Annotated in this window: 24 protein-coding genes and 1 pseudogene; 11 read left to right on the top strand and 14 right to left on the bottom strand. The window is 57.6% G+C overall.

Annotated features, from left to right (window positions below):
- Nucleotides 1-242 precede the first annotated feature (242 nt).
- The 3 genes from ABNH18_RS00125 (at nt 243) to ychF (ending at nt 2,743) form a co-directional block, all read left to right on the top strand.
- Nucleotides 243-890: a 50S ribosomal protein L25/general stress protein Ctc gene (locus tag ABNH18_RS00125; protein WP_349380860.1), complete on the top strand. Its 648-nt coding sequence runs from the start codon at nt 243-245 to the stop codon at nt 888-890.
- Between the two features lie 8 nt (nt 891-898).
- Nucleotides 899-1,486, top strand: a complete 588-nt coding sequence (gene pth / locus ABNH18_RS00120) for an aminoacyl-tRNA hydrolase (protein ID WP_349380859.1) — start codon at nt 899-901, stop codon at nt 1,484-1,486.
- Between the two features lie 165 nt (nt 1,487-1,651).
- Entirely contained in the window at nt 1,652-2,743 is a 1,092-nt protein-coding gene (gene ychF, locus ABNH18_RS00115; RefSeq protein ID WP_349380858.1) for a redox-regulated ATPase YchF, read from the top strand.
- Nucleotides 2,744-2,882: 139 nt separating this feature from the next.
- On the opposite strand, the gene cysE is transcribed toward ychF, so the two are convergent.
- Complete coding sequence (cysE, locus tag ABNH18_RS00110) at nt 2,883-3,650, bottom strand: serine O-acetyltransferase (RefSeq protein ID WP_349380857.1); 768 nt, start codon at nt 3,648-3,650, stop codon at nt 2,883-2,885.
- A gap of 74 nt (nt 3,651-3,724) precedes the next feature.
- Nucleotides 3,725-4,507, bottom strand: a complete 783-nt coding sequence (locus ABNH18_RS00105) for an RNA methyltransferase (protein WP_349380856.1) — start codon at nt 4,505-4,507, stop codon at nt 3,725-3,727.
- 159 nt (nt 4,508-4,666) lie between these two features.
- On the opposite strand from ABNH18_RS00105, the gene suhB reads away from it, so the two are divergent.
- From suhB to ABNH18_RS00070, 7 genes are all read left to right on the top strand, one after another.
- A complete protein-coding gene (gene suhB, locus ABNH18_RS00100) occupies nt 4,667-5,485 on the top strand; it encodes an inositol-1-monophosphatase (protein WP_349380855.1) in 819 nt (272 codons plus the stop codon).
- Between the two features lie 184 nt (nt 5,486-5,669).
- Nucleotides 5,670-7,127, top strand: a complete 1,458-nt coding sequence (locus ABNH18_RS00095) for an NAD-dependent succinate-semialdehyde dehydrogenase (protein ID WP_349380854.1) — start codon at nt 5,670-5,672, stop codon at nt 7,125-7,127.
- Between the two features lie 174 nt (nt 7,128-7,301).
- Nucleotides 7,302-8,453 carry an isocitrate/isopropylmalate dehydrogenase family protein gene (locus ABNH18_RS00090; protein WP_349380853.1) on the top strand — a complete coding sequence of 384 codons (1,152 nt, stop codon included), beginning with the start codon at nt 7,302-7,304 and terminating at the stop codon, nt 8,451-8,453.
- 92 nt (nt 8,454-8,545) lie between these two features.
- Nucleotides 8,546-9,793, top strand: coding sequence for an aspartate aminotransferase family protein (locus tag ABNH18_RS00085; protein WP_349380852.1), 1,248 nt, complete (start codon nt 8,546-8,548; stop codon nt 9,791-9,793).
- Between the two features lie 171 nt (nt 9,794-9,964).
- The gene (locus tag ABNH18_RS00080) at nt 9,965-10,936 is read left to right on the top strand and encodes a D-2-hydroxyacid dehydrogenase (RefSeq protein ID WP_349380851.1); all 972 of its coding nucleotides are present in this window, start codon (nt 9,965-9,967) and stop codon (nt 10,934-10,936) included.
- 36 nt (nt 10,937-10,972) lie between these two features.
- Nucleotides 10,973-12,379: an amidase gene (locus ABNH18_RS00075; protein WP_349380850.1), complete on the top strand. Its 1,407-nt coding sequence runs from the start codon at nt 10,973-10,975 to the stop codon at nt 12,377-12,379.
- A gap of 92 nt (nt 12,380-12,471) precedes the next feature.
- Entirely contained in the window at nt 12,472-13,677 is a 1,206-nt protein-coding gene (locus ABNH18_RS00070; RefSeq protein ID WP_349380849.1) for a pyridoxal phosphate-dependent aminotransferase, read from the top strand.
- 119 nt (nt 13,678-13,796) lie between these two features.
- Here the strand turns inward: ABNH18_RS00070 and ABNH18_RS00065 are convergent, their stop codons facing one another.
- The 12 genes and pseudogenes from ABNH18_RS00065 to ABNH18_RS00010 form a co-directional block, all read right to left on the bottom strand.
- Nucleotides 13,797-14,309 (bottom strand): DUF2059 domain-containing protein, encoded by a 513-nt coding sequence (locus ABNH18_RS00065; protein ID WP_349380848.1) that lies wholly within the window; start codon nt 14,307-14,309, stop codon nt 13,797-13,799.
- A gap of 103 nt (nt 14,310-14,412) precedes the next feature.
- Entirely contained in the window at nt 14,413-15,336 is a 924-nt protein-coding gene (gene secF / locus ABNH18_RS00060) for a protein translocase subunit SecF (protein ID WP_349380847.1), read from the bottom strand.
- Nucleotides 15,337-15,343: 7 nt separating this feature from the next.
- Nucleotides 15,344-17,224: a protein translocase subunit SecD gene (secD, locus tag ABNH18_RS00055; protein ID WP_349380846.1), complete on the bottom strand. Its 1,881-nt coding sequence runs from the start codon at nt 17,222-17,224 to the stop codon at nt 15,344-15,346.
- A gap of 160 nt (nt 17,225-17,384) precedes the next feature.
- Complete coding sequence (gene yajC / locus ABNH18_RS00050) at nt 17,385-17,747, bottom strand: preprotein translocase subunit YajC (RefSeq protein ID WP_349380845.1); 363 nt, start codon at nt 17,745-17,747, stop codon at nt 17,385-17,387.
- A gap of 23 nt (nt 17,748-17,770) precedes the next feature.
- Complete coding sequence (gene tgt, locus ABNH18_RS00045) at nt 17,771-18,883, bottom strand: tRNA guanosine(34) transglycosylase Tgt (protein ID WP_349381336.1); 1,113 nt, start codon at nt 18,881-18,883, stop codon at nt 17,771-17,773.
- A 73-nt stretch (nt 18,884-18,956) separates the two neighbouring features.
- Nucleotides 18,957-20,033, bottom strand: a complete 1,077-nt coding sequence (gene queA / locus ABNH18_RS00040; protein ID WP_349381335.1) for a tRNA preQ1(34) S-adenosylmethionine ribosyltransferase-isomerase QueA — start codon at nt 20,031-20,033, stop codon at nt 18,957-18,959.
- A 122-nt stretch (nt 20,034-20,155) separates the two neighbouring features.
- Nucleotides 20,156-20,626 carry an RDD family protein gene (locus ABNH18_RS00035; protein ID WP_349380844.1) on the bottom strand — a complete coding sequence of 157 codons (471 nt, stop codon included), beginning with the start codon at nt 20,624-20,626 and terminating at the stop codon, nt 20,156-20,158.
- A 313-nt stretch (nt 20,627-20,939) separates the two neighbouring features.
- Nucleotides 20,940-22,211 carry a PDDEXK-like family protein gene (locus tag ABNH18_RS00030; protein ID WP_349380843.1) on the bottom strand — a complete coding sequence of 424 codons (1,272 nt, stop codon included), beginning with the start codon at nt 22,209-22,211 and terminating at the stop codon, nt 20,940-20,942.
- Nucleotides 22,192-22,389 (bottom strand): hypothetical protein, encoded by a 198-nt coding sequence (locus ABNH18_RS00025; RefSeq protein ID WP_349380842.1) that lies wholly within the window; start codon nt 22,387-22,389, stop codon nt 22,192-22,194. Before ABNH18_RS00025 ends, ABNH18_RS00030 begins: the two co-directional genes overlap by 20 nt.
- Nucleotides 22,386-22,865: a hypothetical protein gene (locus ABNH18_RS00020; protein WP_349380841.1), complete on the bottom strand. Its 480-nt coding sequence runs from the start codon at nt 22,863-22,865 to the stop codon at nt 22,386-22,388. Before ABNH18_RS00020 ends, ABNH18_RS00025 begins: the two co-directional genes overlap by 4 nt.
- A 21-nt stretch (nt 22,866-22,886) precedes the next feature.
- Nucleotides 22,887-23,375 carry a GIY-YIG nuclease family protein gene (locus tag ABNH18_RS00015; RefSeq protein WP_349380840.1) on the bottom strand — a complete coding sequence of 163 codons (489 nt, stop codon included), beginning with the start codon at nt 23,373-23,375 and terminating at the stop codon, nt 22,887-22,889.
- A gap of 234 nt (nt 23,376-23,609) precedes the next feature.
- Nucleotides 23,610-24,756, bottom strand: a pseudogene (locus ABNH18_RS00010) (IS3 family transposase).
- 147 nt (nt 24,757-24,903) lie between these two features.
- On the opposite strand from ABNH18_RS00010, the gene ABNH18_RS00005 reads away from it, so the two are divergent.
- A complete protein-coding gene (locus ABNH18_RS00005) occupies nt 24,904-25,236 on the top strand; it encodes a hypothetical protein (protein ID WP_035460533.1) in 333 nt (110 codons plus the stop codon).
- The last annotated feature ends 217 nt before the right edge of the window (nt 25,237-25,453 follow it).

Genomic DNA, 25,453 nt, shown 5'->3' with positions numbered 1-25,453 from the left:
GCTTCATGCAACAACACGGAGCAGGTTAATTTTGATCTGCTTCGCAAGAGGCCGCGCACCAGACTTGGGCGCGGCCTCTTGCGTTTAAAACCTGCCCCACTTGTCGCGTTGTTGCGTGGCGCGTGTTGCGTGATGCCTCCCGAAGGGCCATAATCGCGCCCCCGCGGAATCCTCCGTGGATATTATCAACCTCTCTGGCCGACCTGGTCGCGGGAAGCCCGAGAGCATACTGGAGACAGACCATGTCCAATGAATTCCAGCTGAATGCTGAAAGCCGCAGCGATACAGGGAAAGGTGCGAGCCGCCGCCTGCGTCGTCTGCAAGAACGAGTTCCCGGCATCCTCTACGGTGGCGAAGCCGAGCCGCAGATGATCAGCGTTGAACTGCGCGAGCTGAAGAAAGCGCTGGAAAACGAAGCCTTCTACAGCCACATCCTCACGCTGAAGCTGGACGGAGCCAATGTCCAAGCCGTACTGCGTGACATGCAGCGCCATCCAGCCAAGGGCCACCCGCTGCACGTGGATCTGCTGCGCGTCGACAAGACCCACAAGATCACCATGAACGTGCCCCTGCACTTCATCAACGAAGAAAGCTCCATTGGTGTGAAGAAGCAAGGCGGCGAGATTCAGCACAACTACGCGGAAGTGGAAGTGAGCTGTCTGCCCCAGCACCTGCCTGAGTTCATCGAAGTGGACATGGCTAACGCTGAACTGGACACCGTTATTCACCTGTCCGACCTGAAACTGCCGAAAGGCGTGGAACTGACCCAGCTCGCTCTGGGCGAAGACCACGACCAGCCGGTGGCCGCCGTTCACCAGCCGAAAGTACGTGCATCCGCTGATGACGAAGCCGACGAAGCGGCTGGCGAAGAAGCCTCAGGCGAGGAATAAGACGCACCGTGGCGGAACCTGTTCGACTGATCGTAGGCCTGGGCAACCCGGGCCGCGAATACGAAGACACCCGCCACAATGCCGGCGTCTGGTATATCGACGCCCTGGCCCGCCGCCAGGGCGTTTTCCTTACCGAAGACAAGAAATATTTCGGCCTCACGGCCACCTTCTCCTTTGAAGGCGAAACGGTCCGCCTGCTGGTTCCGACCACCTTCATGAACCGCAGTGGTCAGGCAACCGCCGCACTGGCAAACTTCTTCAAGATCCCCGTTACGCAGATACTGGTTGCTCACGACGAGCTCGACCTGCCCCCCGGCTGTGCCCGCTTCAAGCAAGGCGGCGGCCACGGTGGTCACAATGGTCTGCGCGACATCATCAGCAAACATGGCAACAGCCGCGACTTTTACCGGCTGCGCCTGGGCATCGGCCACCCCGGCTCTGCCGATCGGGTCACCCCCCATGTGCTGAACAAACCCTCCAAATCCGATCGGGACCTGATCGATCGCGCCATCGATGAAGCCGCCCACTACACCGCCGACATGCTCCGCGGCGACCTGAATGGCGCCATGAACCACCTCAACGGGTTTAAAGCGTAAAGGCAGCTTCTAGCTTTCAAGATTAGACCCAGCCCAACGATACCGTCTTTGCTTTTTCTCGTAGCTCATAGCTCGTAGCTGTTTCCGCTCTGCAACGCGTTGAGCCTTGTAGCTTGCAGCTTGCCGCTCATGTAGCATTGCGCCCTCGAAATAAGGAGGTCTGTCATGGGTTTCAAATGCGGTATCGTCGGTCTGCCTAACGTGGGCAAATCCACCCTGTTCAACGCGCTGACCAAAGCGGGTATTGATGCCGAGAACTTCCCGTTCTGCACCATTGAACCCAACACCGGTGTGGTGCCGGTACCGGACCCCCGTTTGGACAAGCTTTCTGCCATTGTCAGCCCCGAACGGATCATGCCCGCCACCATGGAATTCGTGGACATTGCCGGGCTGGTCGCCGGGGCGTCCAAGGGTGAAGGCCTGGGCAACAAGTTTCTGGCCAACATCCGCGAAACCGATGCCATCGCCCACGTGGTTCGCTGTTTCGACGATGAAAACGTAATCCATGTGTCCGGTAAAGTTTCACCATTGGACGATATCGAAGTGATCAACACCGAGCTGGCCCTGGCCGACTTGGACACGGTGGAAAAAGCCCACCTGCGCGCCACCAAGGCCGCCAAAGGTCAAGACAAGGACGCCAAGGGCCTGCTGCCGGTACTGGACAAGGTACTGCCCGCCCTGAACGAAGGCGACCCGGCCCGCTCCGTGGACCTGAATGACGATGAGCGCAAGGCGATCAAAAGCCTGAACCTGCTGACCCTGAAGCCCACCATGTACATTGCCAACGTGGACGAGGGCGGCTTTGAAGACAACGCCCTGCTGGACGCCGTGCGCGAGCTGGCGGAAAAAGAAAATTCGTCAGTGGTGCCCATCTGCGCCAAGATCGAATCCGAAATTGCCGAGCTGGACGACGAAGAAAAAGCCGACTTCCTCGCGGACCTCGGCATGGAAGAGCCGGGCCTCAACCGAGTGATTCGCGCCGGTTTTGATCTGCTCGGCCTACAGACCTACTTCACCGCCGGGGTAAAAGAAGTGCGTGCATGGACCGTCCGGGTAGGCGCCACCGCCCCCCAGGCCGCCGGCGTCATCCATACGGATTTCGAAAAAGGCTTCATTCGCGCCGAAGTCACCGCCTACGATGACTACATCGACAACAATGGTGAACAGGGCGCCAAGGAAGCCGGTAAGTGGCGCCTGGAAGGCAAGGAATACATCGTCAAAGATGGCGACGTGGTGCATTTCCGGTTCAACGTTTAAAAGACGCTGCACGCCACACGCTTCATGTAGCATGAAAAAAAAAGAGGCCGCACCCAAATAATGGGCGCGGCCTCTTTTTTTCCACTCATGCTAAAACCTTCTCGCGTTTAAACTTTAAACTTTCAACTTTTATCGCTTTTCAGTCCGTACCGCCCGCATTCACCGGCTCGAAATCTTCATCCTTCAATTCCGGTAGTTTCTCATCGCACCCCTGAATGCCCTGCTTTTTCAGGTTGGTGCAGACGCGATCCAGCTTGTTGTCCACAGCGTGCATATGATCGAGCAGCAAGTGAATCGCTTCAGCAACCGGATCAGGCATATCGTTGCTGACGCCATAGGCCTGGAAACCGATCTTCTCGGCCATTTCCAGGCGAGTCTTTTCTTTCTCTGTAATAGGCTGGTTAACGACTCTGCCGGGAATACCAATCACCGTAGCCCCTTCTGGCACTTCCTTGGTCACGACTGAATTGGAACCGATCTTGGCATTCTTGCGCACGGTAAACGGCCCCAACACTTTCGCGCCCGCACCCACCACCACCCCGTCTTCCAGGGTCGGGTGTCGCTTACCCTTATTCCAGCTGGTGCCGCCCAAGGTAACCGCGTGATACAACGTCACGTCATCACCGATTTCTGCGGTTTCACCAATGACCACCCCCATGCCGTGATCGATAAAGAATCGACGGCCAATCTTGGCACCGGGGTGAATTTCGATACCCGTGAGCCAGCGCGAAAATGTAGACAATAGCCGCGCCAGTTGCTTGAAGTTACGCGTCCATAACCCATGCGCCAACCGGTGAAAAAGTACCGCGTGTAAACCGGGATAGTTGAGCAACACTTCCAGCGTATTGCGTGCTGCCGGGTCCCGATGAAAGACCGAACGGATGTCCTCGCGCACTTGATCAAACATAACTACCTCATTTCACAGCCGTGATGAGCCCACGGCCCGTTAGGATGCCGCCGGAGACCGTTTGTTACGGCGAATCAGCCATCATCTCGCGGCATTTTTTTCTCCAGCGCCACCAGTACGCCCCGCAAAATACTCATTTCCATTTTGTCCGGTCGGGCCCGCATAAACAAACGGCGCATCCGCGTCATCACCTGCCCGGGTTGCTCCGGATTCAAAAAACCACTCTGCCCCATCACCTTCTCCAGGTGATCCAGGAAGCCCGATACCGCTTCATTGGTAGCCGGCGGTTCATCCCAGAACATTTCCGGTAGCGGCATAACCTCACGGCGGGAACGGGATTCCTGCAAGTCAAAGTCATCCCCCAGCAAGGCCAGGCGCAACTCATAACTGATTAATTGGACCGCTGACGCCACATTCAAGACCCCGTATTCGGGATTGGTCGGCACACTCACATGGAGATTGCAGCGGCGCAGTTCATCGTTGGTCAGGCCCCGGTCCTCACGGCCGAACAACACCGCGATACGGGTGTCCTGCGGCGCATTGGCCAGATCATGAGAAAGCTGTGCCGCCAACTGACGCGGCGTCAGGCAGGGCCACGGGATACGACGCTGGCGGGCACTGGTGCCAATCACCAGAGTAGCCCCCTCCAGAGCCTCATCCACGCTGTTGCATACCTGTGCCGCTTCCAGCACATCACCGGCCCCGGAAGCGCGGGCCGTGGCTTCCACGCTGGGATAGGACTGTGGCTGCACCAGACGCAGGTCCGACAGACCCATGGTTTTCATGGCCCGGGCGGCGGCGCCGATATTGCCGGGATGGGAGGTTTCCACCATCACAATGCGCACATTTTCCAACATGGGAGGTCTCTCGTTAAAAAAGGCGCTAATCTTAACACGGCGGCTGCCCTGATCGCGCGGGCTCTGCTACAATCCGCGCCCCGGAACGGGAACCTCGAGTTTCCCTGCCCCGCGCTCTTTAACACCGTTACGCCACACGTCATATTGAGGATAGATGCCATGCATGCGCCGCAAGTGAATATCGCCCTGCGAGCCGCCCGTCAGGCGGGGAATCTGATTCGCAGAGCTGCCGAAAGCAGTGATCCCGTGTCTGTTACTAAAAAGGGCATGAACGACTTCGTCACCGAAGTGGATCGCGCTGCGGAAGCACGCATCATCGATGTAATCCGCAAGGCCTACCCGGACCACAGTATTCTGGCTGAAGAATCCGGGTTCATGGAAGGCAGTGGCGACGGCAAAGACTTCCAGTGGATCATCGACCCACTGGACGGCACCACCAACTTCATCCATGGCTTCCCCCAATTCTGTGTTTCTATTGCGCTCAAGTTCAGAGGCAAAATGGAGCATGCGGTGATTTACGATCCCAATCGCGACGAAGAATTCACCGCCAGCCGTGGCCGTGGCGCTGCCCTCAATGGTCGCCGCATTCGCTGCACCAACCGGGCTAGCCTGGAAGGCTGCCTGATCGGCACCGGCTTCCCGTTCCGCAAGGACCAGGCCCCGCACATGGACGCCTACCTGGGCATGTTTGCCGATATCGCCGCCTCCACCGCCGGCCTGCGCCGCCCCGGCTCTGCCGCCCTGGATTTGGCCTGGCTGGCCGCCGGACGACTGGACGGGTTCTTTGAGTTCGGCCTGGCCGAGTGGGACATGGCCGCCGGCGTACTGCTGATTACCGAAGCCGGAGGCCTGGTGGGCGACCTGAGTGGCGGGCATAAATACTTGGAAAGCGGCGGAATCGTCGCCGGCAGCCCAAAAGTCTTTAAAGGTTTGCTGCAAAAAATTAAACCGCATTTGAACGATAGCCTGAAGCGGTAAACTCCCGCATCGCCTTGCTTTTCACCCTTTCCCCCCTCTGCGGGGGGAGGATTTTCCCGCCTCACCCTCACCCCGCTTTGTAAAAACTCCTTAGGCTTCAATACGAAAGTGCTGCCTATAGCATGGACATCTCAGCACGCTTTGCTAGCGTGTCAGGTATCACGGTTCAGCAAGGAGATGCTTCATGGCTACGGTTTCTCTCACGGACAGCGCATTGTTCCGCCAACAGTGCTATATCAATGGCAAATGGTGTGACGCTGACGACGGCGCGACTTTTACGGTCGATAATCCGGCCAACGGCGAAGACATCGGCACCGCGCCGCGCATGGGCGAAGCCGAAACCGGCCGTGCCATCGACGCCGCCCACCAGGCCTTTCCAGGCTGGCGAGACAAAACCGCCGCCGAACGGGCCAACCTGCTCATGGCCTGGCACGACCTGATGATGGAACACCAGGAAGACCTGGGTCGCCTGATGACACTGGAACAAGGCAAGCCACTGCCCGAAGCCAAAGGGGAAATCGCCTATTCCGCCTCTTTCCTGAAGTGGTTCGCGGAAGAAGCTCGTCGAGCCTATGGCGATACCATTCCCGCTTCCAAACCCGGCCAACAGATCGTGGTCATCAAACAGCCCATCGGGGTAACCGCCGCAATCACCCCATGGAATTTCCCCTCTTCCATGATTACCCGTAAAGCCGGCGCCGCACTGGCCGCAGGCTGCACCATGGTGGTCAAACCCGCCAGCGCCACCCCGTACTCCGCGCTGGCGCTGGCCGAACTGGCCGAGCGCGCCGGCATTCCGTCAGGCGTGTTCAATGTCATCACCGGCAGCGCCGGCGCTATTTCTACTGCAATCACCGACTCTCCCAAAGTCCGCAAACTGAGCTTCACCGGCTCTACCGAAGTGGGTAGCCAGCTCATGGCCCAGTGCGCCAAGCATATCCAAAAGGTGTCGTTGGAACTGGGCGGCAACGCGCCCTTCCTGGTATTCGACGACGCCAATCTGGACAAGGCCGTGGAAGGCGCCATGGCCAGCAAGTTTCGTAACACCGGACAGACCTGCGTCTGTGTAAACCGGTTCCTGGTGCAAGAAAGCATCCACGATGCCTTCGTGGAAAAATTCAAAGCCGCCATCGAAGCCATGAAAGTAGGCGACGGCTTTGATGACGGTGTCTCCCAAGCAGCACTGATTAACCGGGGCGCCTCCGACAAGGTTATGGAACATCTGGAAGATGCACTGGGCAAGGGCGCCCGGGTTATCACCGGTGGCCAGCGCCACCAACGTGGCGGCAGCTATGTGCAGCCCACGCTGATCACCGACGTATCCACCGATGCCCAGCTCTGCCAGGACGAAACCTTCGGGCCGCTGGCAGCCATCATTCCTTTCAAAACCGAAGAAGACGCTCTGCGCATTGCTAATGACACGCCGTATGGGCTGGCCGCGTACTTCTACAGTGACAACATTCACCGCTGCTGGCGCGTGGCCAATGCGCTGGAAAGCGGCATGGTCGGCGTCAACGAAGGCCTGATTTCCAATGCCACCGCACCGTTTGGCGGGGTCAAGGAATCCGGCCTGGGCCGCGAAGGCTCCCATCAAGGCATGGAAGAGTATCTGGAAACGAAATACCTGTGCATGGGAAGTTAAGACACCTCATGCAACACGCTTCACGCAACAACACGAGGCAATGCCAGTAATAACGCATACCCTCGAGCTTCGCGCATCAACGTGATCCCGCGGTGACAAGACGTGAAGCCAATACCACATGCAAGGCGCGTTGTTGCGTGCAGCGTGAAGCGTGTTGCGTTAAAGGAGTTAAGGATGACGAAACGGCTAAACATCGCCCTGCTCCCCGGTGACGGCATTGGCCCGGAAGTCATGGCCGTGGCCGAGCAAGTGTTGGCGCTGCTGATTGACCGCTTTCAGTTGCCGCTGTCCTACACCTCTTTTCCCTGGCCATCCCACGCCTGGCATCAGCAACACGGGCAGATGATGCCGGATGATGGCGTCGAGCAATTGCGTGCCTTTGATGCCATTTTGCTGGGCGCTCTAGGCGATCCGGGGCCACTGGATGACCCGGATCGTTTTGTGCTGCCCGACAGCATTTCTCTCTCGCCGCTGCTGGCCCTGCGCAAACAGCTGGATCTGTGGGCCTGTGAGCGGCCCGCCCGCTGGCAACCCGGCGCGCCCCAGTACCTCAGCGATCCACGCGCCAACGATGTGGATATGCTGGTGATTCGCGAAAACAGCGAAGGCGAATACAGCAATCAGGGCGGCCGCCTGCGGGCCGGCACGCCCCACGAAGTGGCCACGCAGGTGGAAGTGTTCACCGCCTCCGCTACTGAACGGCTGATTCGCCATGCCTTTGAGCGGGCACGTCAGCGGGCCATCCAGCGTAACTTGCCGCGCCAGTTCAAGGATGAAAAAAAAGCCCAGGTGTGCCTGATCACCAAACGCAACGCCCAACCCTTCTGGGGCGATCTGTACACCGAAACTTTCTTGCGCCTGGCTCAAGACTATCCAGACGTGGACACCCATCACGAACTGGTAGATGCGGCCTGCATGAAGTTCGTGCAATGCCCTTGGCGTTTCGATGTGGTGGTGGCCAGCAACCTGCACGGCGACATTCTCACCGATCTGGCCGCCGTGCTTTGCGGCGGCCCTGGGCTCGCCCCATCCGCCAACCTGAATCCGGCAGACAGCAGCATCCCGGCATTATTTGAACCGGTCCACGGCAGCGCCCCGGACATCGCCGGACAGAACCTGGCGGACCCCCGTGCCACCCTGCTCAGCCTGGCCATGACCCTGGAATGGCTCGCCCCTCACCATCCGGCCTTGGGCAATGCGGCACAACATCTGCATGACACAGTAAAAGCGGATCTGGCCAGGGAAAGCGAGCACCTGCTCAGCGGAGCTCAGGCCAACCGCACCCGGGAAACAGGACAACGGCTTTATGCATTGCTGGCTCCGTAATACACGCCAGTAACGTCAATACGCCAGCGTGGCGTTTTTACTCCCGCTGGCACCAGACAACGACGGCAATGAGCAATGAGAAAGGAGGCACCATGAGTCATTTGTCCCCCTTACTGGTTCAGTCCAGCGGGATTTGCGCAGAGCGCGGCGAAGGTAGCTGGCTCTACGATGAAAAAGGCAATCGCTGGCTGGATTTCACTTCTGGCATCGGCGTGACCTCCACCGGCCACTGCCACCCTAAAGTGGTCGCAGCGACCCAGGCCCAAGTCGCCAAGTTGGTCCATGCCCAATACGCCACCGTCACACACCCCAACATGCTGGCCCTCACCGACCGGCTTTACGAACACCTGCCCAAAGGCCTCGATGCGGTGGCCTTTTCCAACTCCGGCAGCGAGTCTGTGGAAGCGGCTATTCGCCTGGCGCGACAGGCCACCGGCCGCACCAACCTCATCGCCTTTCGTGGCGGTTTTCACGGCCGCACCTTGGCCGCCGCCTCGCTGACCACCTCAACCAGCAAGGTCCGTACGGGCTGGCAGCCACTTATGGCCGGGGTCAGCATTGCACCGTTCCCCCACGCCTATCGCTATAAGCAGGACATGGATCAGTGCGTCACCGACTGCCTCAACGAGCTCGATCATATCTTCACCACCGAGTGCAACCCGGCCGACACCGCCGCCATGATCATCGAACCAGTGCAGGGCGAATACGGCTATTACCCCGCCTCTGCCGCCTTCATGAAGGGTCTGCGCGAACGCTGTGACAAACATGGCATCTTACTGATTGCTGATGAAATCCAGGCGGGTTTTGGCCGCACCGGCAAGTTTTGGAGCCACGAACATTTCGATGTAAAGCCCGACATTATTGTCACTGCCAAGGGGCTGGCCAGCGGTTACCCACTCTCTGCCATCGCCGCCAGCCGCGACCTGATGACCCACGGTTATCCCGGCTCCCAAGGCGGCACCTACGGCGCCAATGCGGTGGCCTGCGCCGCCGCCCTGGCCACCCTGGACGTCATTGAGGAAGAACAGCTGGTGCCCCGCGCCGACAAGCTCGGCCAACAGTTGCTCACCCACTTGCAGGGCCTGCAAAAACAGCATGACTGTATCGATGAAATTCGCGGCATGGGGCTCATGCTGGGTCTGGAAATTGTCAGCGCCCCGCACACCCCGGATGGCGACCGCGCCGGCAAGCTACTAAAGCATTGCGAGAACAACGGCATGTTGATGCTGCGCTGCGGCACCCAAGGGCAAGTGGTACGCTGGTTGCCACCGCTCACCGTCACCGAAGCGGAAATCGACAAAGCGGTTGAGCTGTTTGATGCCGCACTGAAAGAGACGTAAAAACAGCTACAAGCTTCAAGCCGCAAGCTACAACGCGGTTGAGCACTATGCCATCCAAGAAACATAGGCACCGCGCCCCAGGCAAAGGCGCAGGCACGGAACCAGGGAAACGTCAGCCCTTTCCCGTGTTGCAGTTTGAAGCTTGCGGCTTGTAGCGCAAAAGGAGATTTGATGACCGACACCACCATCACCGTCCTACTGGCCGAAGACGAACCCAGCCTGCCCGGGCTTCACGCACTGGCCGGTGTGGCTGACGTCCGCGAGGCACGGACACCGGAACAGCTCAAAGCCAGTTTGCCGGAGACCGAGGTATTGGTGGTCACTGACTTCCGTACCGACCTGCTGGAAGAAGTGTGGCCGGACAACTGCCCGGTACGCTGGGTCCATGCCACCAGCGCCGGCGTGGATGCACTGATGATCGATCCTATCAAGCACAGTGACATCGTGGTCACCAACGCCCGCGGCATTTTCGATCGTGGCATTGCCGAATATGTACTCGGCGCCCTGCTGATGTTTGCCAAGGACACGCTCGGCAACCTGGCACTGAAAGAACAACACCGCTGGCAGCACCGGGAAACCCGCATGCTGCGTGGCGCCAATGCGCTGATCGTGGGCGCCGGCTCCATTGGCCGGGACGTGGCCACGGTGCTCGGCGCCATGGGAATGAACGTGGTCGGCACCGCCCGCCATGCCCGCCAGGACAGCGCCTTTAACCGGGTCCACCGGCAACAGGATTTGCCCGCCCTGCTCGGCGATGCGGATTACGTGATCATCACCGCGCCGCTAACCCCGGATACTGACGGCCTCTTCGACGCCGCCACCTTCCGGCAAATGAAACCCGGCGCGGCTCTCGTCAACGTAGGTCGCGGCCCCATTGTGCGCACCGACGCGCTACTGCAAGCCCTGCAACGCGGGCGGCTGGCCGGCGCAGCACTGGATGTGTTCGAAGAAGAACCGCTGCCCGCCGACCACCCATTGTGGAATCACCCCAAGGTGATGATCTCGGCCCATATGGCCGGGGATTTCATTGGCTGGCGCCAGGCGCTAGGCCAGCAATTTGTCGATAACTTCCACCGCTGGCGCCGGGGTCAGCCATTGGACAACCCGGTCAGCAAGGAACACGGCTATGTAACCAACCGGTGAGCCCGCCACGACGGGCTAACCCCAGGAGGATCATCGATGAGTAAGGAATTACTGACCATGAGCGCTCAGGCGCTGAAAGCCGCTTACCAGACCGGCGCCCTGTCACCTGTGGAGGTGTGCAACACCCTGCTGGATCATGTTGAGCGTCATGATGAGGCCCTCAACGCCTGGTGTTTAATCGACCGTGACACCACCCTGCAATGGGCCCGTGAAGCGGAACAGCGATACCAGAACGGCAACGCTAACGGGCTGCTTGACGGTGTGCCGGTTGCGGTCAAAGACGTCTTCCTTACCCCCATGTGGCCCACTCTGAAAGGGTCGAAAACCATCGATCCCGCTAGCACCCTGGGGAAACGCTCCCCGGCCGTCGCTGCGCTGGAACGCCACGGTTATGTGCCGCTGGGCAAAACCACCACCCCGGAGTTTGGCTGGAAAGGGATCACCGATAGCCCCCTGTGTGGCCCCACCAACAACCCCTGGGACCCGAGCAAAACCGCCGGGGGCAGCAGTGGTGGCAGCGCGGCCGCCGTATCCGCGGGTATGGCGCCCATGGCACTGGGCACCGACGCGGGCGGTTCTATCCGCATCCCCGCCGGGTTCTGCGGCATCGTCGGTCACAAGCCCACCTTTAGCGAAGTCCCTCACTGGCCAGCCAGCCCCTTTGGCACCCTGGCCCACGCCGGCCCGATGACGCGTACCGTGGCCGACGCCGCCTTAATGATGACCGTGATGAGCGAGGCAGACGCCCGCGACAGCCTCGCCGCCCCGCGCCGTGGCATTGATTATGTGGCAGCGCTGCAACAGCCCATCAAAGGCCTGCGTATCGCCCTGAGTACCACTCTTGGTTATGCCGACGTGAACCCGGAAATAGAGAAAGCCACCCGTGAAGCCGCCCGGGTTTTCGAGTCACTGGGCGCCACTGTCAGTGAAGTGGACCCGGGTTTCAGTAACCCCTTGGCCGCCTTCAGCCACCTGTTCTACAGCGGCGCTGCCAACGCCATGCGCGATCTTGGCGAACGTCAGCGCAGCCTGATGGACCCGGCACTGGTGGAAGTGGCCAACAAGGCGGAAAAACTCAGCATGCTGGATTACCTGGGCGCCATGAACGAGCGTATGGCGGTGAGTGAACGTATGGCGGTATTCCACACCAAATACGACTTGCTGATCACCCCCTGCTTGCCCATCGAGGCCTTCGACACCAACCGGGAAGTACCGGTGGACTGGCCCAGCACCCGCTGGCCCACCTGGACGCCGTTTACCTACCCATTCAACTTGACCGGCCAGCCGGCGTTGTCGATTCCGCTTGGGTTGAGCAGCAACGGCCTGCCAATGGCACTGCAGATTGTTGGTGCCCGTTTCGACGATGCCCGGGTGCTCGCCGCCGGCCACGCCTTTGAACAGGCCCAGCCGTTTACCCAGTTACCACCGATGCTGCAGAACTAGTGCAGAACTAGGAGCTCGGCGGTCCGCATAGGGCTATCTTTTAGCGTCAGGCGCCCAGCGCTTGGCGTCCGGCGTTTGATAAGGAGCAGATGATGGGAAACAGCAATCTGGACACGGATTTCTACGAAAGCGAAGACCCGATCTGGAACCCGGCCCTGTTGACCATTCCGGTACCGGGCATTCGCCGCATGGTGAATCTGGCGGCCGACCTGGACGATGTCATTCATCTGTCCATCGGCCAACCCGACTTCAAACCACCGGAGCATGTGATTCAAGCCGGCGTGGACGCACTCTATGCCGGCCAGACCGGTTACACCATGGACGCAGGCCTGCCGGAGCTGCTGGAATCGCTGGCGGAGTACTACAGCAAGCGCTACCAACGCACCCTGGTACCGGAAAACTTCCTGGTCACCACAGGCGCTACAGAAGCCTTATATCTGGCGTTAACCGCCACCTCGGCACCGGGCAGGGAATTCATCGTACCGGACCCGTCATTCATGTTGTACGGGCCTCTGATTCGCATGAACGGAGGCATCGTGCGCAGCATTGCTACCCGTGCCGAGAACAACCACCAACTGGATCCCCAGGAGGTTATTGATGCCATGGGGCCGAACACCTTCGCGGTGATTCTTAACTCCCCCAGCAACCCAACGGGCACCATCTACCCTCGGGAAACCATCGAAGCCATCGTCGAAGAAGCAGCCTACCGTGGCATCCATGTGATCAGTGATGAGGTTTACGACCACCTGATTTATGACGGCAAGGATTACCCCAGCGTGTTATCAAGTTGCCCGGACCTGGACCACGTCATGGCCATCAGCAGTTTCTCGAAAACCTTTTCCATGGCTGGCATGCGTGTTGGCTGGTTGATTGGCAGCCAAGGCGCCATCAAGAAGCTGCGTCGCTACCATATGTTCACCACCACAGTGGCCAACACGCCCTGCCAATGGGCCGGCGTCGCCGCGCTTCGTGGCAGCAATCAGTTTATCGACAACATGGTGGAGGAATATCAAAACCGCCGGGACCGGCTGGTGGAATTGGTGGAACAGACGCCTCATCTCACCGGCTATAAACCGGATGGCGCTTTCTATCTTTTTCCTTCGCTACCGGAAGGCGTTGATGGCGCGAACGTGGCGCTGAAACTGTTGCGCGAGACCGGGGTCTGCACGATTTCCGGTGATACCTTTGGTGATGCCGGGCGCAATGCCCTGCGTATCAGCTACTCCACCTCGCTGGATCAGATCGAAGAAGCCTTCAAACGGATTATTCCCTGGATGGAGAAACAGAACTTCAGTTAAGGAAAGCCGCAGAAAAAACGGGCCGACCTGGGCGTCAACAGCACCAAGCCGGCCCGCAACCACTCTGTGTCATAGCCGGATTACGGTTGCACCGGGTTCGCCCATACCGACTTTTTCGATTACGGCTTCTGCGCACCTTTTTGTGCGTCTTTCTGGGCCAGCTCCGCTTCCATATCGGAAAACATCTGTTGCAGGGACGGCATCACATGCTGCATCTGGCGCTGGGAGATCTGTACCGATTCAGCCATTACCTGGGGCATTTTTTTCATGATCGCCCGGCCACTTTCCGACTGATAAAACTCGGCCATGTCCCGCAGCTCCTGCAGGGAAAAGGTACGCTGATAAATCGCCAGCATCTGCTCTTCCATGGCTCCCCAGTCCAGACCCTCTTCCAGAATGGTCTGCACCCGTGAGGTATAACGCTCCATCATGGCTTTATTGTCAGCCGGAATGGTCTGCGTCAGAGCCTGGTCGGTCATGCCTTCAATCTGCCGCCGGGCTTCACTGAAAATGGCTTTGGCATTACTGGCTTCCAGCACCTCTTTGGCGGCAGCAGTCTTGCCCGTCTGTTCCGATGCCTGTGCGGTTACCGACAGGAAAGACAGCAACAGCACGGTCAGTATTTTTTTCATGATTGTCTCCAATATTGCGGTGCCGGCACCGCCAGCCTGAAAAACAAAAAGGCCGTGACGAATCACGGCCTTTGACTATCGATCATCCATAACCCAGTAGCAATTATGGCATTTCATCCACTTCTTCCGGTTCCGGAACCATGAAGTCATCCTTGCTGACGTTCATCATGAAGAGGATATTGCTGACCACATAAATGGATGAGTAGGTACCCACTGCAACCCCGACCAGTAAAGCCTCAGAGAAGGAACGCATGACCTCACCACCAAAGAAGTACAACGCCACTAACACCAGCAAGGTAGTCACAGAGGTGTTAATGGTTCGGGTAAAGGTCTGGTTTATCGCGCCATTAATAATAGCGACCGGATCTGTCTGGCGGGTACTGCGGAAATCTTCCCGGATACGGTCAGCTACTACGATAGAGTCGTTAAGCGAGTAACCGATCAGCGCCAGCACCGCCGCCAGCACGGTCAGGTCGAAAGGCCACTGAATCAGCGCAAACAGCCCCAACACAATGATCACATCGTGAAACAGCGCGAGCACGGTAGCCACACCGAACTTGTTAGAGAAACGAAACCACACGTACAGCATCATCAGGCCAAGGGCCAGCAGCATGGCGGTGCCAGATTCATCACGAAGCTCATCACCTACTTGAGGGCCGACAAACTCCACCTTCAGCAGTTCCAGATCGGCATTGTGCTCTTTCAGCACATTGAAGACGTTCTGGCCGACCTTGTCCGCATCTGCGTCGTCCTTGGGCGCCACACGGATATTCACTTCTTTAGGGGAACCATAGTGCTGCACTACAGCATCGCCGAAACCCGCTTCAGTGAGATCCTCACGGGCCTGGGAAAGCTCAACGTCCGTCGGGCTCTTCACCACAACAGTAGTACCACCGGTGAAATCCAGCCCCAGGTTAAGCCCCCGGGTCAGCAACAACACGACGGAAATAATGACCAACGCCAGCGACAGGATACCCAGCGGTTTGCGGACGGCCATAAAATTGATGTTCATGGGTGCTTTGCTCATAACCGCCTCAGATGCTCAGTTTGCTCGGGGCGCGGGCGCCTCGACCGTAAATCATTTCTGCCATGGCACGGGTACCGATAATGGCCGTAAACATGGAGGTGAGGATGCCGATGAACAGCGTAACCGCGAAGCCCTGCACCGAACCGGTTCCCGCCGCGAACAGAATCACCGCCACAATCAGGGTGGTAATGTTGGCATCAAGAATGGTGGTGAATGCGCGAGCGTAGCCTTCTTCAATGGCCTGGCGCGGACTGAGCCCCCTGCGCAAATCTTCGCGAATACGCTCGAAGATCAGCACGTTGGCATCCACCGCCATCCCCACGGTCAGCACGATCCCCGCGATACCTGGCAAGGTCATAGTGGCGCCAGGAATCAACGACATCACGCCGACAATAATCACCAGGTTACCCAACAATGCCACATTGGCAATCAGGCCAAACAGCTTGTACCAGATCATCATGAAGATCAGAACCAGCGACAGACCCAGCGCCATGGACTTGAGCCCGGCTTCGATGTTTTCCGCCCCCAGGCTCGGACCCACGGTGCGCTCTTCCACGATGCTCACCGGCGCTGCCAGAGAACCCGCCCGCAGCAGCAAAGCCAACTCGGAAGCTTCGGCAGGATTATCCAGCCCGGTAATACGGAAACGGCTACCCAGAGTGCTCTGGATGGTCGCCACGTTGATCACATACTTGTCCGTGCTGCTGGTCATCTGATCAACGCTGTTGCCGTCCTCGTCGATCACCTTTTTCACGTCGGTCTTGGTTTCGATAAACAGCACGCCCATGGGGTTACCCACGTTCTTGCCGGTAACACGCTGCATGCGACGAGCGCCATCAGAATCCAGCGTCACATTCACTTCCGGCTGACCGTTCTGCTGATCAAAACCCATCTTGGCGTCGATAACCTGATCGCCGGTGGCGATGCTGGATTTATTCAACGCGACGATGCGACCCTCTTGCCCCTTGAACGGGAAGAATTCCAGACCCGGAGGTGCCATACCAGAACGCAGGCGGGCGGAAGAGACACTGTTATCTACCAGACGGAATTCCAGGGTCGCGGTGCGGCCCAGAATCCGGCGAGCGGTAGCTGCATCCTGAATGCCGGGTAACTGCACCACGATACGATCGGCCCCTTGGCGCTGCACCACGGCTTCAGCAACACCCAGCTCGTTCACCCGCTTGTTCAGCGCGGTACGGTTCTGATCCACGGCGTAGTCCTGCATTTCCTTCAGGGCCGTTTCATTCAGGGTCATGACAATTTTCGGGCTATCACCGGCCGGCTGCATGGCGAGGTTTTCCAACGCCTGACGCAACGGTGCACGGGCCGCATCGGCCGCCACCTGATCGGCAAAGGTCGCCGTCAGAGTGGTGTCGTCCACAGACACCGAGCGGTAACGCACGCCCGCATCGCGCAGCGTCAGTTTGGCGGTGCCTTCCCAAGCTTCCATGCGGCTTTTCACCACAGAATCCATGTCCACCTGCAGCAGGAAGTGCACCCCGCCACGCAGATCCAGCCCCAGGTTCATGGGGCTTGCGCCGATGTCTCGTAACCACTGGGGCGTAGTCGCCGCCAAGTTCAAAGCCACCACGTAGTTATCGCCCAGCGTCGCTGTCGCAATATCTTTGGCACGCAGCTGCTCTTCGGTGTCACCCATGCGCACCAGCAATGAGCTCCCCACGACTTCACCTTCACCGTGGCTCAGGCCGGCATCATCCAGTGCACCGAGCACACGCTGCCTGGCCACATCGGACACTTCACCACCCGCCTCGGAATGGCTGATCTGGATAGCGGGGGCATCCGGGTACAAATTAGGGAGCGCATAAAGGCCGCAAACAACGAGGGCAGCCAAAAGCAGGAAAAATTTCCAGCGTGGATAGCGGGTCATAGTTCTTTCCGGTAGTGCCGGTTTTTTAATAGTGCGACAGTGCGTCGAGCGCCGAAAAAAGGCGGCCGGCATGCACGATTAATCAACCGCTCGATACATTGGGTTTTGCTGGCGTTACCGCAACAGCAAAAGCCCCGCTCAAGACGGGGCTGCTATTCTTCTAGATCGACTTGATAGTGCCTTTGGGCAGAGTGGCCTGGACGCTGCTTTTCTGCAGCTTGATTTCCAGGTTGTTGCTGATTTCCACCACCACAAAATCATCGGTGACTTTCGCCACTTTACCCAAGATGCCGCCACTGGTGACCACTTCATCACCCTTGCTCAGGCTCTGCACCAGGTTTTTGTGTTCCTTGGCACGCTTCTGCTGCGGGCGAATCAGGAAGAAATAGAAAACCACCATCATCACGACCAGCATGATCAGTTCCACACCGCCCGGACCGGCAGGGGCAGCCGGGGCTGCAAACGCCGGAGAAACCATGGCAGTGGCTAACAGTGCCAGCAGGGAACGCATTACGATGTTCATTGAATACTCCAATCGATAAATAGCTACAGCGCTGGCGTAGTCTGGCCGCGCGCCGCATAGAAGTCGTCCACAAAGGCGGACAATGTACCCCCTTCAATGGCCCCCCGCAATCCAGCCATCAGCCGCTGATAGTAACGCAGGTTATGGATGGTATTGAGCTGGGAACCCAGCATTTCATTGCAGCGATCCAGGTGATGCAGATAGCTGCGGGAGAAATGCTGGCAGGTATAACAGTCACAATCGGCCTCCAAAGGCGCCAGATCATGACGGTGTCGGGCATTTCGGATTTTCACCACCCCTTCAGCGATGAACAGGTGGCCATTGCGGGCATTGCGGGTGGGCATGACGCAATCGAACATATCCACCCCACGGCGCACCGCTTCAACGATGTCATCTGGCTTACCCACCCCCATCAGGTAGCGGGGACGCTCTTCAGGCATATGCGGCGTCAGGTTGCCCAGGGTTCGCAACATTTCTTCCTGTGGCTCGCCCACGCTGAGACCACCCACGGCATAGCCGTCAAAGCCGATATCCACCAGCCCGGCCAGGGATTCGCGGCGCAGGTCGTCGTACATGCCCCCCTGAACGATACCGAAACAGGCGGCATCATTGCCTTCGTGGGCGTCTTTTGAGCGTTTCGCCCAGCGCAGGGACAGCTCCATTGAATCGCGGGCTTGTTTCTCGGTGGCCGGAAACGGTGTGCATTCGTCAAAGATCATGCAGATATCGCTACCCAGCGAGCGCTGCACCTGCATGGCTTTTTCCGGGCTTAGCTCCACCTTGTCGCCGTTGATGGGGTTCTTGAATACCACCCCCTGCTCGGAAATCTTGCGCATCTCACCCAGGCTGAACACCTGAAAACCGCCCGAATCGGTGAGAATCGGCTTGTCCCACTGCATAAAACCATGCAAAGACCCGTGGGCTTCGATGACCTCGGTGCCCGGCCGCAGCATCAGGTGGAAGGTGTTACCCAGACAGATCTCGGCGCCGGTATCGGCCAGGTCCTTCGGCAGCATGCTTTTTACCGTGCCGTAGGTGCCCACCGGCATAAAGGCCGGTGTCTGAATGGTGCCACGGGGGAACGTGATCTCACCCCGGCGGGCGGCACCATCAGTGGCATTGAGCTGGAAGGTCATTCGGGACATGGGTAAGAGCTCGCTTGCACGCGGCATGCTTCACGCAGCATGCCAAAAAACGGGAAACACAGGATCATTCGTCAGTTCCACCCGCGTGTTGCGTGTCGCGTGATGCATGCTGCGTTCCTTCAATAAACATGGCATCGCCGTAGCTGAAAAAACGATACTGGGCCTCAATCGCCGCCTGATAGGCGCTCATCACCCGGTCACGGCCCGCGAAAGCACTGATCAGCATCAGCAGCGTTGATTTGGGCAGGTGGAAGTTGGTTAGCAAGGCATCCACCAGCCGGAACCGATACCCCGGATAGATAAAGATCTCCGTCTCGCCCTGCCCGGCCTGTAAACCACCGGACTGGCTGGCCGCTTCCAGTGCCCGCAGCGCAGTGGTGCCAATCGCCACCACCCGACCACCGCGCGCATGGGCCTGGGCCACCTGCTCAACCAAAGATTCGGGTACCTGGTAACGCTCGCTGTGCATGTGATGGTCTTCCACCTTGTCCACACGCACCGGCTGAAACGTCCCCGCTCCTACATGGAGGGTGACAAAGCCGATATCAACCCCGTGCTGCTCCAGGGCCGCCAGCATCTCATCGTCAAAATGCAGGCCAGCGGTTGGGGCCGCCACAGCGCCAGGTTCGCGGGCATAGACCGTCTGGTAGCGCTCCATGTCGCCGTCTTCATCCGGGCGATCGATATACGGCGGCAACGGCACATGGCCGATTTTCTCCAGTGCCGTCAGCAGGGTGTCGCAGCCTTGGTCCGGCAGCGAGAACTGCAAGATGAACAGGGCGTCACGACGCCCCGTCACCTGGGCTCGAATCCCCTCATCAAACTCCAGCCAACTTCCCGGTTTCGGCGACTTGGAGGCGCGCACGTGGGCAAAGGCTTCGTGGTCATCGACCACGCGCTCTATCAATACCTCGACCTTTCCGCCGCTTTCCTTCTGGCCAAACAGCCGCGCTGGAATCACCCGGGTATCATTGAAGATAAGCAGATCGCCGGGGCGCACATGGGAAAGCAGGTCAGGGAATTGCTGGTGCTGGAGTGCATCGCGGGTCAAAGCCAACAGGCGTGCATCACGGCGCTGAACAGGCGGATGCCGGGCGATCAGCCCATCGGGAAGCTCAAAATCGAAATCGTTAACGTTCACGTACTGTACCGGCACGGAAGTTCAAGGGGCGCCAAGGATACCCGCAATGCAGCCGGGAAAAAACACCCGGCGCGGCCTCAGCCACAATGCCCCTGTATAGAGTAGGCATTAAAAGACGCAGGCTAGGTTTTAGCCTTCTTCGGCAACACCACTGTCGCTGTCGCTGACAACCGGTCATGCAGGGTCTGGTATGGAGCCATCAGCACCACCAGATAACCGGCCCCGAACAGCCCCCAGGACACACAGGCACCAACAAAACGGGCCAGGGTCTGCCAAAGCTTCACCGGCCCGCCGCGATAATCCCGCACCTGCAGGCGCCACGCCCGCATCCCCAAAGTCTGCCCGCCACGCATCCAGAACCAGGCGTAGAACAACCAGGTTTCCACCAGCAGCAGCGGCAGCAGAATCCCCTTCAGGTAATCCGGGGCAGCGCGGGTGACGCCATTAATATCTTCCATCGGCAACCCGGTTTTAGGGTAGACCAGCACGAAGATACCCGTGGTCACAAACCACAGGGCGAGCACCAGAAACCCATCATAGACTAGGGCCATCAGGCGTTTGAGCAAGCCGGCAGGAGGAGCATAGTCGGTCATGGGAACTCCGAAACGAACGCGGTGTTGCGTAAGGCGCCATTGGACGCCTGACATAAAAAAGCCCGCACTAAGCGGGCTTTTTTATTGTTTGGTACAGAGGCCGGACTCAAATAGAACCCTAACCATTTGATACCATTAAAAATAAAAAAACCAAATAGGGTGTTGGCCACACTGTTGGCCCCATTAAAAATGACCTGAAAATGGGACCCGAACCCTTCGCGGGCGGCAGTATAACGCAGCCGCCAGAGGCAAGTCATGGAGAGGTCAAAAAACCTCAGTCGCCGCCCTCCACCCGCTCCGCACGACAGAAACCTCAGGCCTCTTTAGCCAGAATAGCGAGATACTGCCGGCAGATCCCCAGAACGCGCTCTACCAACTCGGCCAAGTTCTGATCCACAGCCAACCGCCCAACACCATCTGCACCGTCAAAAGCTGCAGGATCCAATTCGCTGATCGTCACCCAGCTCAACCACCACTGATTACTGTTATGGCCAGGAATCCCCCCAAAGCGCTCACCAGAAACAACATTGCCCTGGTGCTCACCGTCAACAAAGTGGCCCAACCCAACCCAAAACATGTCCGCAGCATCCAGGCCAATCACCAGATGCACATTCTGCAAGGCTGGATCGGAGATGCTCTGAACCCTAAACAAAATGGTCCCTTTGGCAGTTTTGCCGCTAGCCCATGCCTCATAGACACCCCAGCCCAGCCTGTCCTTTCTGGCGACATTCTCCACCGACTCAAGAGACAACTCAGACTTCAACCTCTCTTGAACAGCGTTTACAAGATCCTCTAGCAATCGAGCATGCAGAAAACGGACAGAACGGGTCAGCCTCGCCAGAACTGCAGCGTCCTCCGGATTTTGCTTTATGTGCCCCATAAGCCCACTTTGATTGAGCTCTTCCATGGCATCCCTCCGAGAGTGCATCCCGGTCACCTCCATTACGATTTCAAGATATTGTTCCAGGCTGTCTCGGACCCTAGAGTTGTCCTCCGAAACCTCTGAGATCAGCTCGACCAACCAGCCCAGTATGTCTGAGCGATAACTGATGCAATGGTAGTCAGGCGCCCGGTGATCACCCTGCAGGCCCTCTGGAGCCGCGCAGGACACATCTGAAGGTTCAGACCCATCAATGGTGAGATAATACAAGCTGCCTGATTCTGGGCAGATCAGCTCATCCAGAACCTGCTGATAACGCGAAAGTTGGGCTTCCTGGTCAGCCGCGTACAACTTGTTTTCAATAACAATAGCGCGCCCTTGATACTCAATGATCAGATCCACCCGGCCATATCCCGGAAAATACCGCTCCCGCCACACATTCACGGACAAGGAAGCGAAATGATCAGGCACAGGAACACCCAATTTCGTCAGGAAGCGCGTCAAGGGCTCCATACCCAGACCATGATCACCTGACGGGTCCAGTAGCCAGCCAATCATTGGGGTATGCAGTCTCACCTCGTCGTGAGCAGAGAAGAGGAGAGAGAGTAAGTTTGCCGGCTCCTGACACTGCACTGCGCGCAAACGCTCACAAAGCTCAGATTTCCAGAACCAGTCGCCATCCTTGTCACATGTGCTCAACTTCAAACTCCCTTGCATCCAGCTCCAGCGGCGCCCTGTTAAAGCCAAACGTCAGCACCCGATGGAGATACTCTTCCATAAAAGCCTCTCTCGAGCCGAAGCTCTCATATTGCTGAGCATGGCGAAATTCATGGGAGTAAAGTCGTGCGGCTTCGCAATCTTGCAGCATATCTCGCTTCTTCAATTAGCCACCTCCGCAAGCCTGGCCTCAATAATCTTTCTGACAGCTTGACCCAAAAGTCGCCCCTCACCTTCTGTGAAATAGCTGACTTTAGCCATATTGCACATAAAGCATGAAAGGACCATATTTCCTTCTTTATAGGGTTTTGATGAATCCTTTCTGTCAATATCCCAGGAAACAAAATAACCAAACATACCACGCTTTAATCGTAGCCTTTTGATCTCTTCAAGTGTTACACCACAGTAATGACAAGTATCATCCTGACCGATATACCAGCTTATAAACTTTTCCTCAGATATATTGACCCGCTTATCACTCCCTTTTCTTTTTCGGTCTGCAACCACTTTATCTCTGTATCTTGCTTTCGCCCGTTTCTCCGGATCACTCCACTCGCACCATGTGCAGACGCCTTTGGCGTTCTTGCGGAACGCATCCTCGGGCAGATCTTCATTGCACCGATGGCACTTATAATCTTGCATACCTAAACTTAGACCTCATCATTACCCCCCCAAAAGATCTTCCAGATCTGAAATGCGCATCACTCCTGCAACATCAACAGCCTTATTCCTTTTATTCCAGGGAAGATGCTCAACCTGAAGAATGTCATGCTCAATGGACTTCGATATATTGATCTCCCTCCCATTGATCATCACATAGACATTTTTTGCCAAATAGAAATCCACCCTCTTCCCTGAATTAACCTCTTCAATAATCAGCAGGTCTTTGTTGTGCCAAATATAGTTGCCGCTCCTTAGCCACCGAGACTCGAGGGTGCGGGAGTACTCACCGACATACATGGGAACGCCATCAACCGTCACCAGATATACGCACTCTCCGACCTTCTTAATATCTTCGTGATACAGCTGCAGCTCTATGGTCACCTCATCGTCCTTCCCCTCGAACCTCACCTTGAGAGGAGCTTTGCTTTTCACAAACTGTCCCACTTTCACGAACTCATATTTTGAGTTCTCAAGAGTAATAGTCTCCATAGCCCTTCCCCCTTAGATATTCCTTGTGGCGATTACCCCTATCGCATCATAGCAACCCGCACGAGCGACAATATTTGTCGCACACAGCCCGCCTCACCTTCAACCTAATTGACCTCACAAGCGATTTAAAGCAGATTTCATTGATGCATTTTCAGTATCACTGGCCACTACCCAGCCCAACGGGCTCACAAACACTATAACCTCTTGCGTAAGAACTGAATCGCCACCACTTCACTAGACACTTATCAGCCGTTCTTGGTGACGCTTTTCATACTCTGCCGGTGACAGCTTTTCATTAGAACCATGGCGTCGCCGGTTGTTATAGAACATCTCGATATAATCAAAAACATCTGCCCTGGCGGCGTCACGGCCACTGTAAATCTTTCGCTTTATCCTCTCCCGCTTCAACAGCTGGAAGAAGCTCTCAGCAACAGCATTGTCGTGGCAGTTACCGCGCCGACTCATACTGCCCTCCAGGTCATGCGCCTTCAGAAACGAGTCCTAGTCGTGGCTGGTGTATTGGCTGCCCTGGTCGGAGTGCACAATCACCTTGCCCTCAGGCTTGCGACGCCAGACCGCCATCAGCAGCGCATCCAGTGCCAGCTCCTTGGTTATCCTGGATTGCATTGACCAGCCGATTACCCGTCTTGAGAACAGATCCAAAACAACCGCCAGATACAGCCAGCCTTCATATGTGCGGACATAGGTAATGTCCGTTACCCAACTCTCGTTTTGCGCTTGCGGATTGAACTGCCGCTGCAGAATATTCGGTGTCACCTTGTGTAGCTCCCTAGCCCTATGGCGTGGCTTACGATAACCAGCCTGCGCTCGTATTCCCGCGTGGCGCATCAGGCGGTGGACTCGATTGGGGCCACATCGCTCGCCATACTCGCGTAGATCAGTATGGATCTTCCGGTAGCCATACACCGCTCCGGATTCCAGCCAGAACTGCTTGATTAGCCCGGACAGGCGCTCGTCCTCAATTGCACGAGCTGAACGAGGCTGTTTCTGCCAGGCATAAAAGCCACTGGGGTGAACGTCCAACAGGGAACACAGTGAGCGGATTGGCCACCGCTCGCTGTGCTCCTGAATGAAGGCGTACCTCAATCGGACTGACTGGCGAAGTACGCCGCGGCTTTTTTAGGATGTCTCGCTCTTCGGTAACGCGCTTGAGCTCTTTCTGGAGTCGGCGGATCTCGGCTTGGCCATCTGCATTGGCCTAATGCTGCTCAGGGTCCGGGCCAAACTTCCTGATCCAGGCGTACAGGCTATGGGTGGTGACACTTAGTCGGTCAGCCACTTGGGCGACACTGTGACCACGATCCGTCACCTGACGAACCTCCTCAATCTTGAATTCTTCGGGGTAGCGCTTGCTGCTCATAGATGCCTCTCTGATTGCCATTTTGTATGGCTGAGAGGTGTCTAGCAAACTGGTGGCGACTCAGATATTCAAAATAATTTCAAACACATATCACCCCCATGAAGCCAGGAAGGAATGGCCTTCCTGGCCCCTTCTCATGGAGGTTTCATGATCATTCAATGTCCGTTCTGCCGCTCTATCCGGGTCGCCGCCTTGCAGAATGGCCGCAAGGTCGGTGGCTCGGTTGGCACGGTTGCAGGCGCTGCCAGTGGCGTCGCCATGGCCACCAGTGGAGCCCGAGTTGGGGCGACCGTTGGCCTGGCGTTTGGCCCTGCGGGCTCTGCTATCGGCGGCATCGCCGGTGCGGTGCTTGGTGGTCTGGCGGGTGGCGTGGCTGGCGGTGAGGCCGGTGCTGCCCTGGGCGCCAAGCTCGACGACACCTATCTCGACAACCTGGAATGCCTGGATTGCGGACACAGCTTCCGCCTGGATGCCGAGTAACCCCTTCTCTTATCCCTTATCTACTCATTCTTGAAGCCCGCCCTGTGCGGGCTTCTTTATGCCGCTTTGGAGGCCTGAATGGATATTCCCACTTTCGTAAAGAACGAGCAGGGCCTGTACCACGTGCAGGGCTGTGTTAAACCCGAGGAGATTGTCAGTACCGCTGCCACCATCCTGCTGGATGAGCTGACCGGTCGGGAGGCGCTCACTGCGCCCA

This window comes from Alcanivorax sp. (assembly GCF_040118815.1).
Taxonomy (GTDB): domain Bacteria; phylum Pseudomonadota; class Gammaproteobacteria; order Pseudomonadales; family Alcanivoracaceae; genus Alcanivorax.
The sequence above is the reverse complement of the archived record's forward strand: the minus strand, read 5'-3'. Positions and strand labels throughout refer to the sequence as shown.

Coding starts and splice junctions, on each gene's coding strand:
- ABNH18_RS00125 (WP_349380860.1), top strand. CDS start 243: ATGTCCAATGAATTCCAGCTGAATGCTGAAAGCCGCAGCGATACAGGG.
- ychF (WP_349380858.1), top strand. CDS start 1,652: ATGGGTTTCAAATGCGGTATCGTCGGTCTGCCTAACGTGGGCAAATCC.
- cysE (WP_349380857.1), bottom strand. CDS start 3,650: ATGTTTGATCAAGTGCGCGAGGACATCCGTTCGGTCTTTCATCGGGAC.
- ABNH18_RS00105 (WP_349380856.1), bottom strand. CDS start 4,507: ATGTTGGAAAATGTGCGCATTGTGATGGTGGAAACCTCCCATCCCGGC.
- suhB (WP_349380855.1), top strand. CDS start 4,667: ATGCATGCGCCGCAAGTGAATATCGCCCTGCGAGCCGCCCGTCAGGCG.
- ABNH18_RS00095 (WP_349380854.1), top strand. CDS start 5,670: ATGGCTACGGTTTCTCTCACGGACAGCGCATTGTTCCGCCAACAGTGC.
- ABNH18_RS00090 (WP_349380853.1), top strand. CDS start 7,302: ATGACGAAACGGCTAAACATCGCCCTGCTCCCCGGTGACGGCATTGGC.
- ABNH18_RS00085 (WP_349380852.1), top strand. CDS start 8,546: ATGAGTCATTTGTCCCCCTTACTGGTTCAGTCCAGCGGGATTTGCGCA.
- ABNH18_RS00080 (WP_349380851.1), top strand. CDS start 9,965: ATGACCGACACCACCATCACCGTCCTACTGGCCGAAGACGAACCCAGC.
- ABNH18_RS00075 (WP_349380850.1), top strand. CDS start 10,973: ATGAGTAAGGAATTACTGACCATGAGCGCTCAGGCGCTGAAAGCCGCT.
- ABNH18_RS00070 (WP_349380849.1), top strand. CDS start 12,472: ATGGGAAACAGCAATCTGGACACGGATTTCTACGAAAGCGAAGACCCG.
- ABNH18_RS00065 (WP_349380848.1), bottom strand. CDS start 14,309: ATGAAAAAAATACTGACCGTGCTGTTGCTGTCTTTCCTGTCGGTAACC.
- secF (WP_349380847.1), bottom strand. CDS start 15,336: ATGAGCAAAGCACCCATGAACATCAATTTTATGGCCGTCCGCAAACCG.
- secD (WP_349380846.1), bottom strand. CDS start 17,224: ATGACCCGCTATCCACGCTGGAAATTTTTCCTGCTTTTGGCTGCCCTC.
- yajC (WP_349380845.1), bottom strand. CDS start 17,747: ATGAACATCGTAATGCGTTCCCTGCTGGCACTGTTAGCCACTGCCATG.
- tgt (WP_349381336.1), bottom strand. CDS start 18,883: ATGACCTTCCAGCTCAATGCCACTGATGGTGCCGCCCGCCGGGGTGAG.
- ABNH18_RS00035 (WP_349380844.1), bottom strand. CDS start 20,626: ATGACCGACTATGCTCCTCCTGCCGGCTTGCTCAAACGCCTGATGGCC.
- ABNH18_RS00020 (WP_349380841.1), bottom strand. CDS start 22,865: ATGCAAGATTATAAGTGCCATCGGTGCAATGAAGATCTGCCCGAGGAT.
- ABNH18_RS00015 (WP_349380840.1), bottom strand. CDS start 23,375: ATGGAGACTATTACTCTTGAGAACTCAAAATATGAGTTCGTGAAAGTG.
- ABNH18_RS00005 (WP_035460533.1), top strand. CDS start 24,904: ATGATCATTCAATGTCCGTTCTGCCGCTCTATCCGGGTCGCCGCCTTG.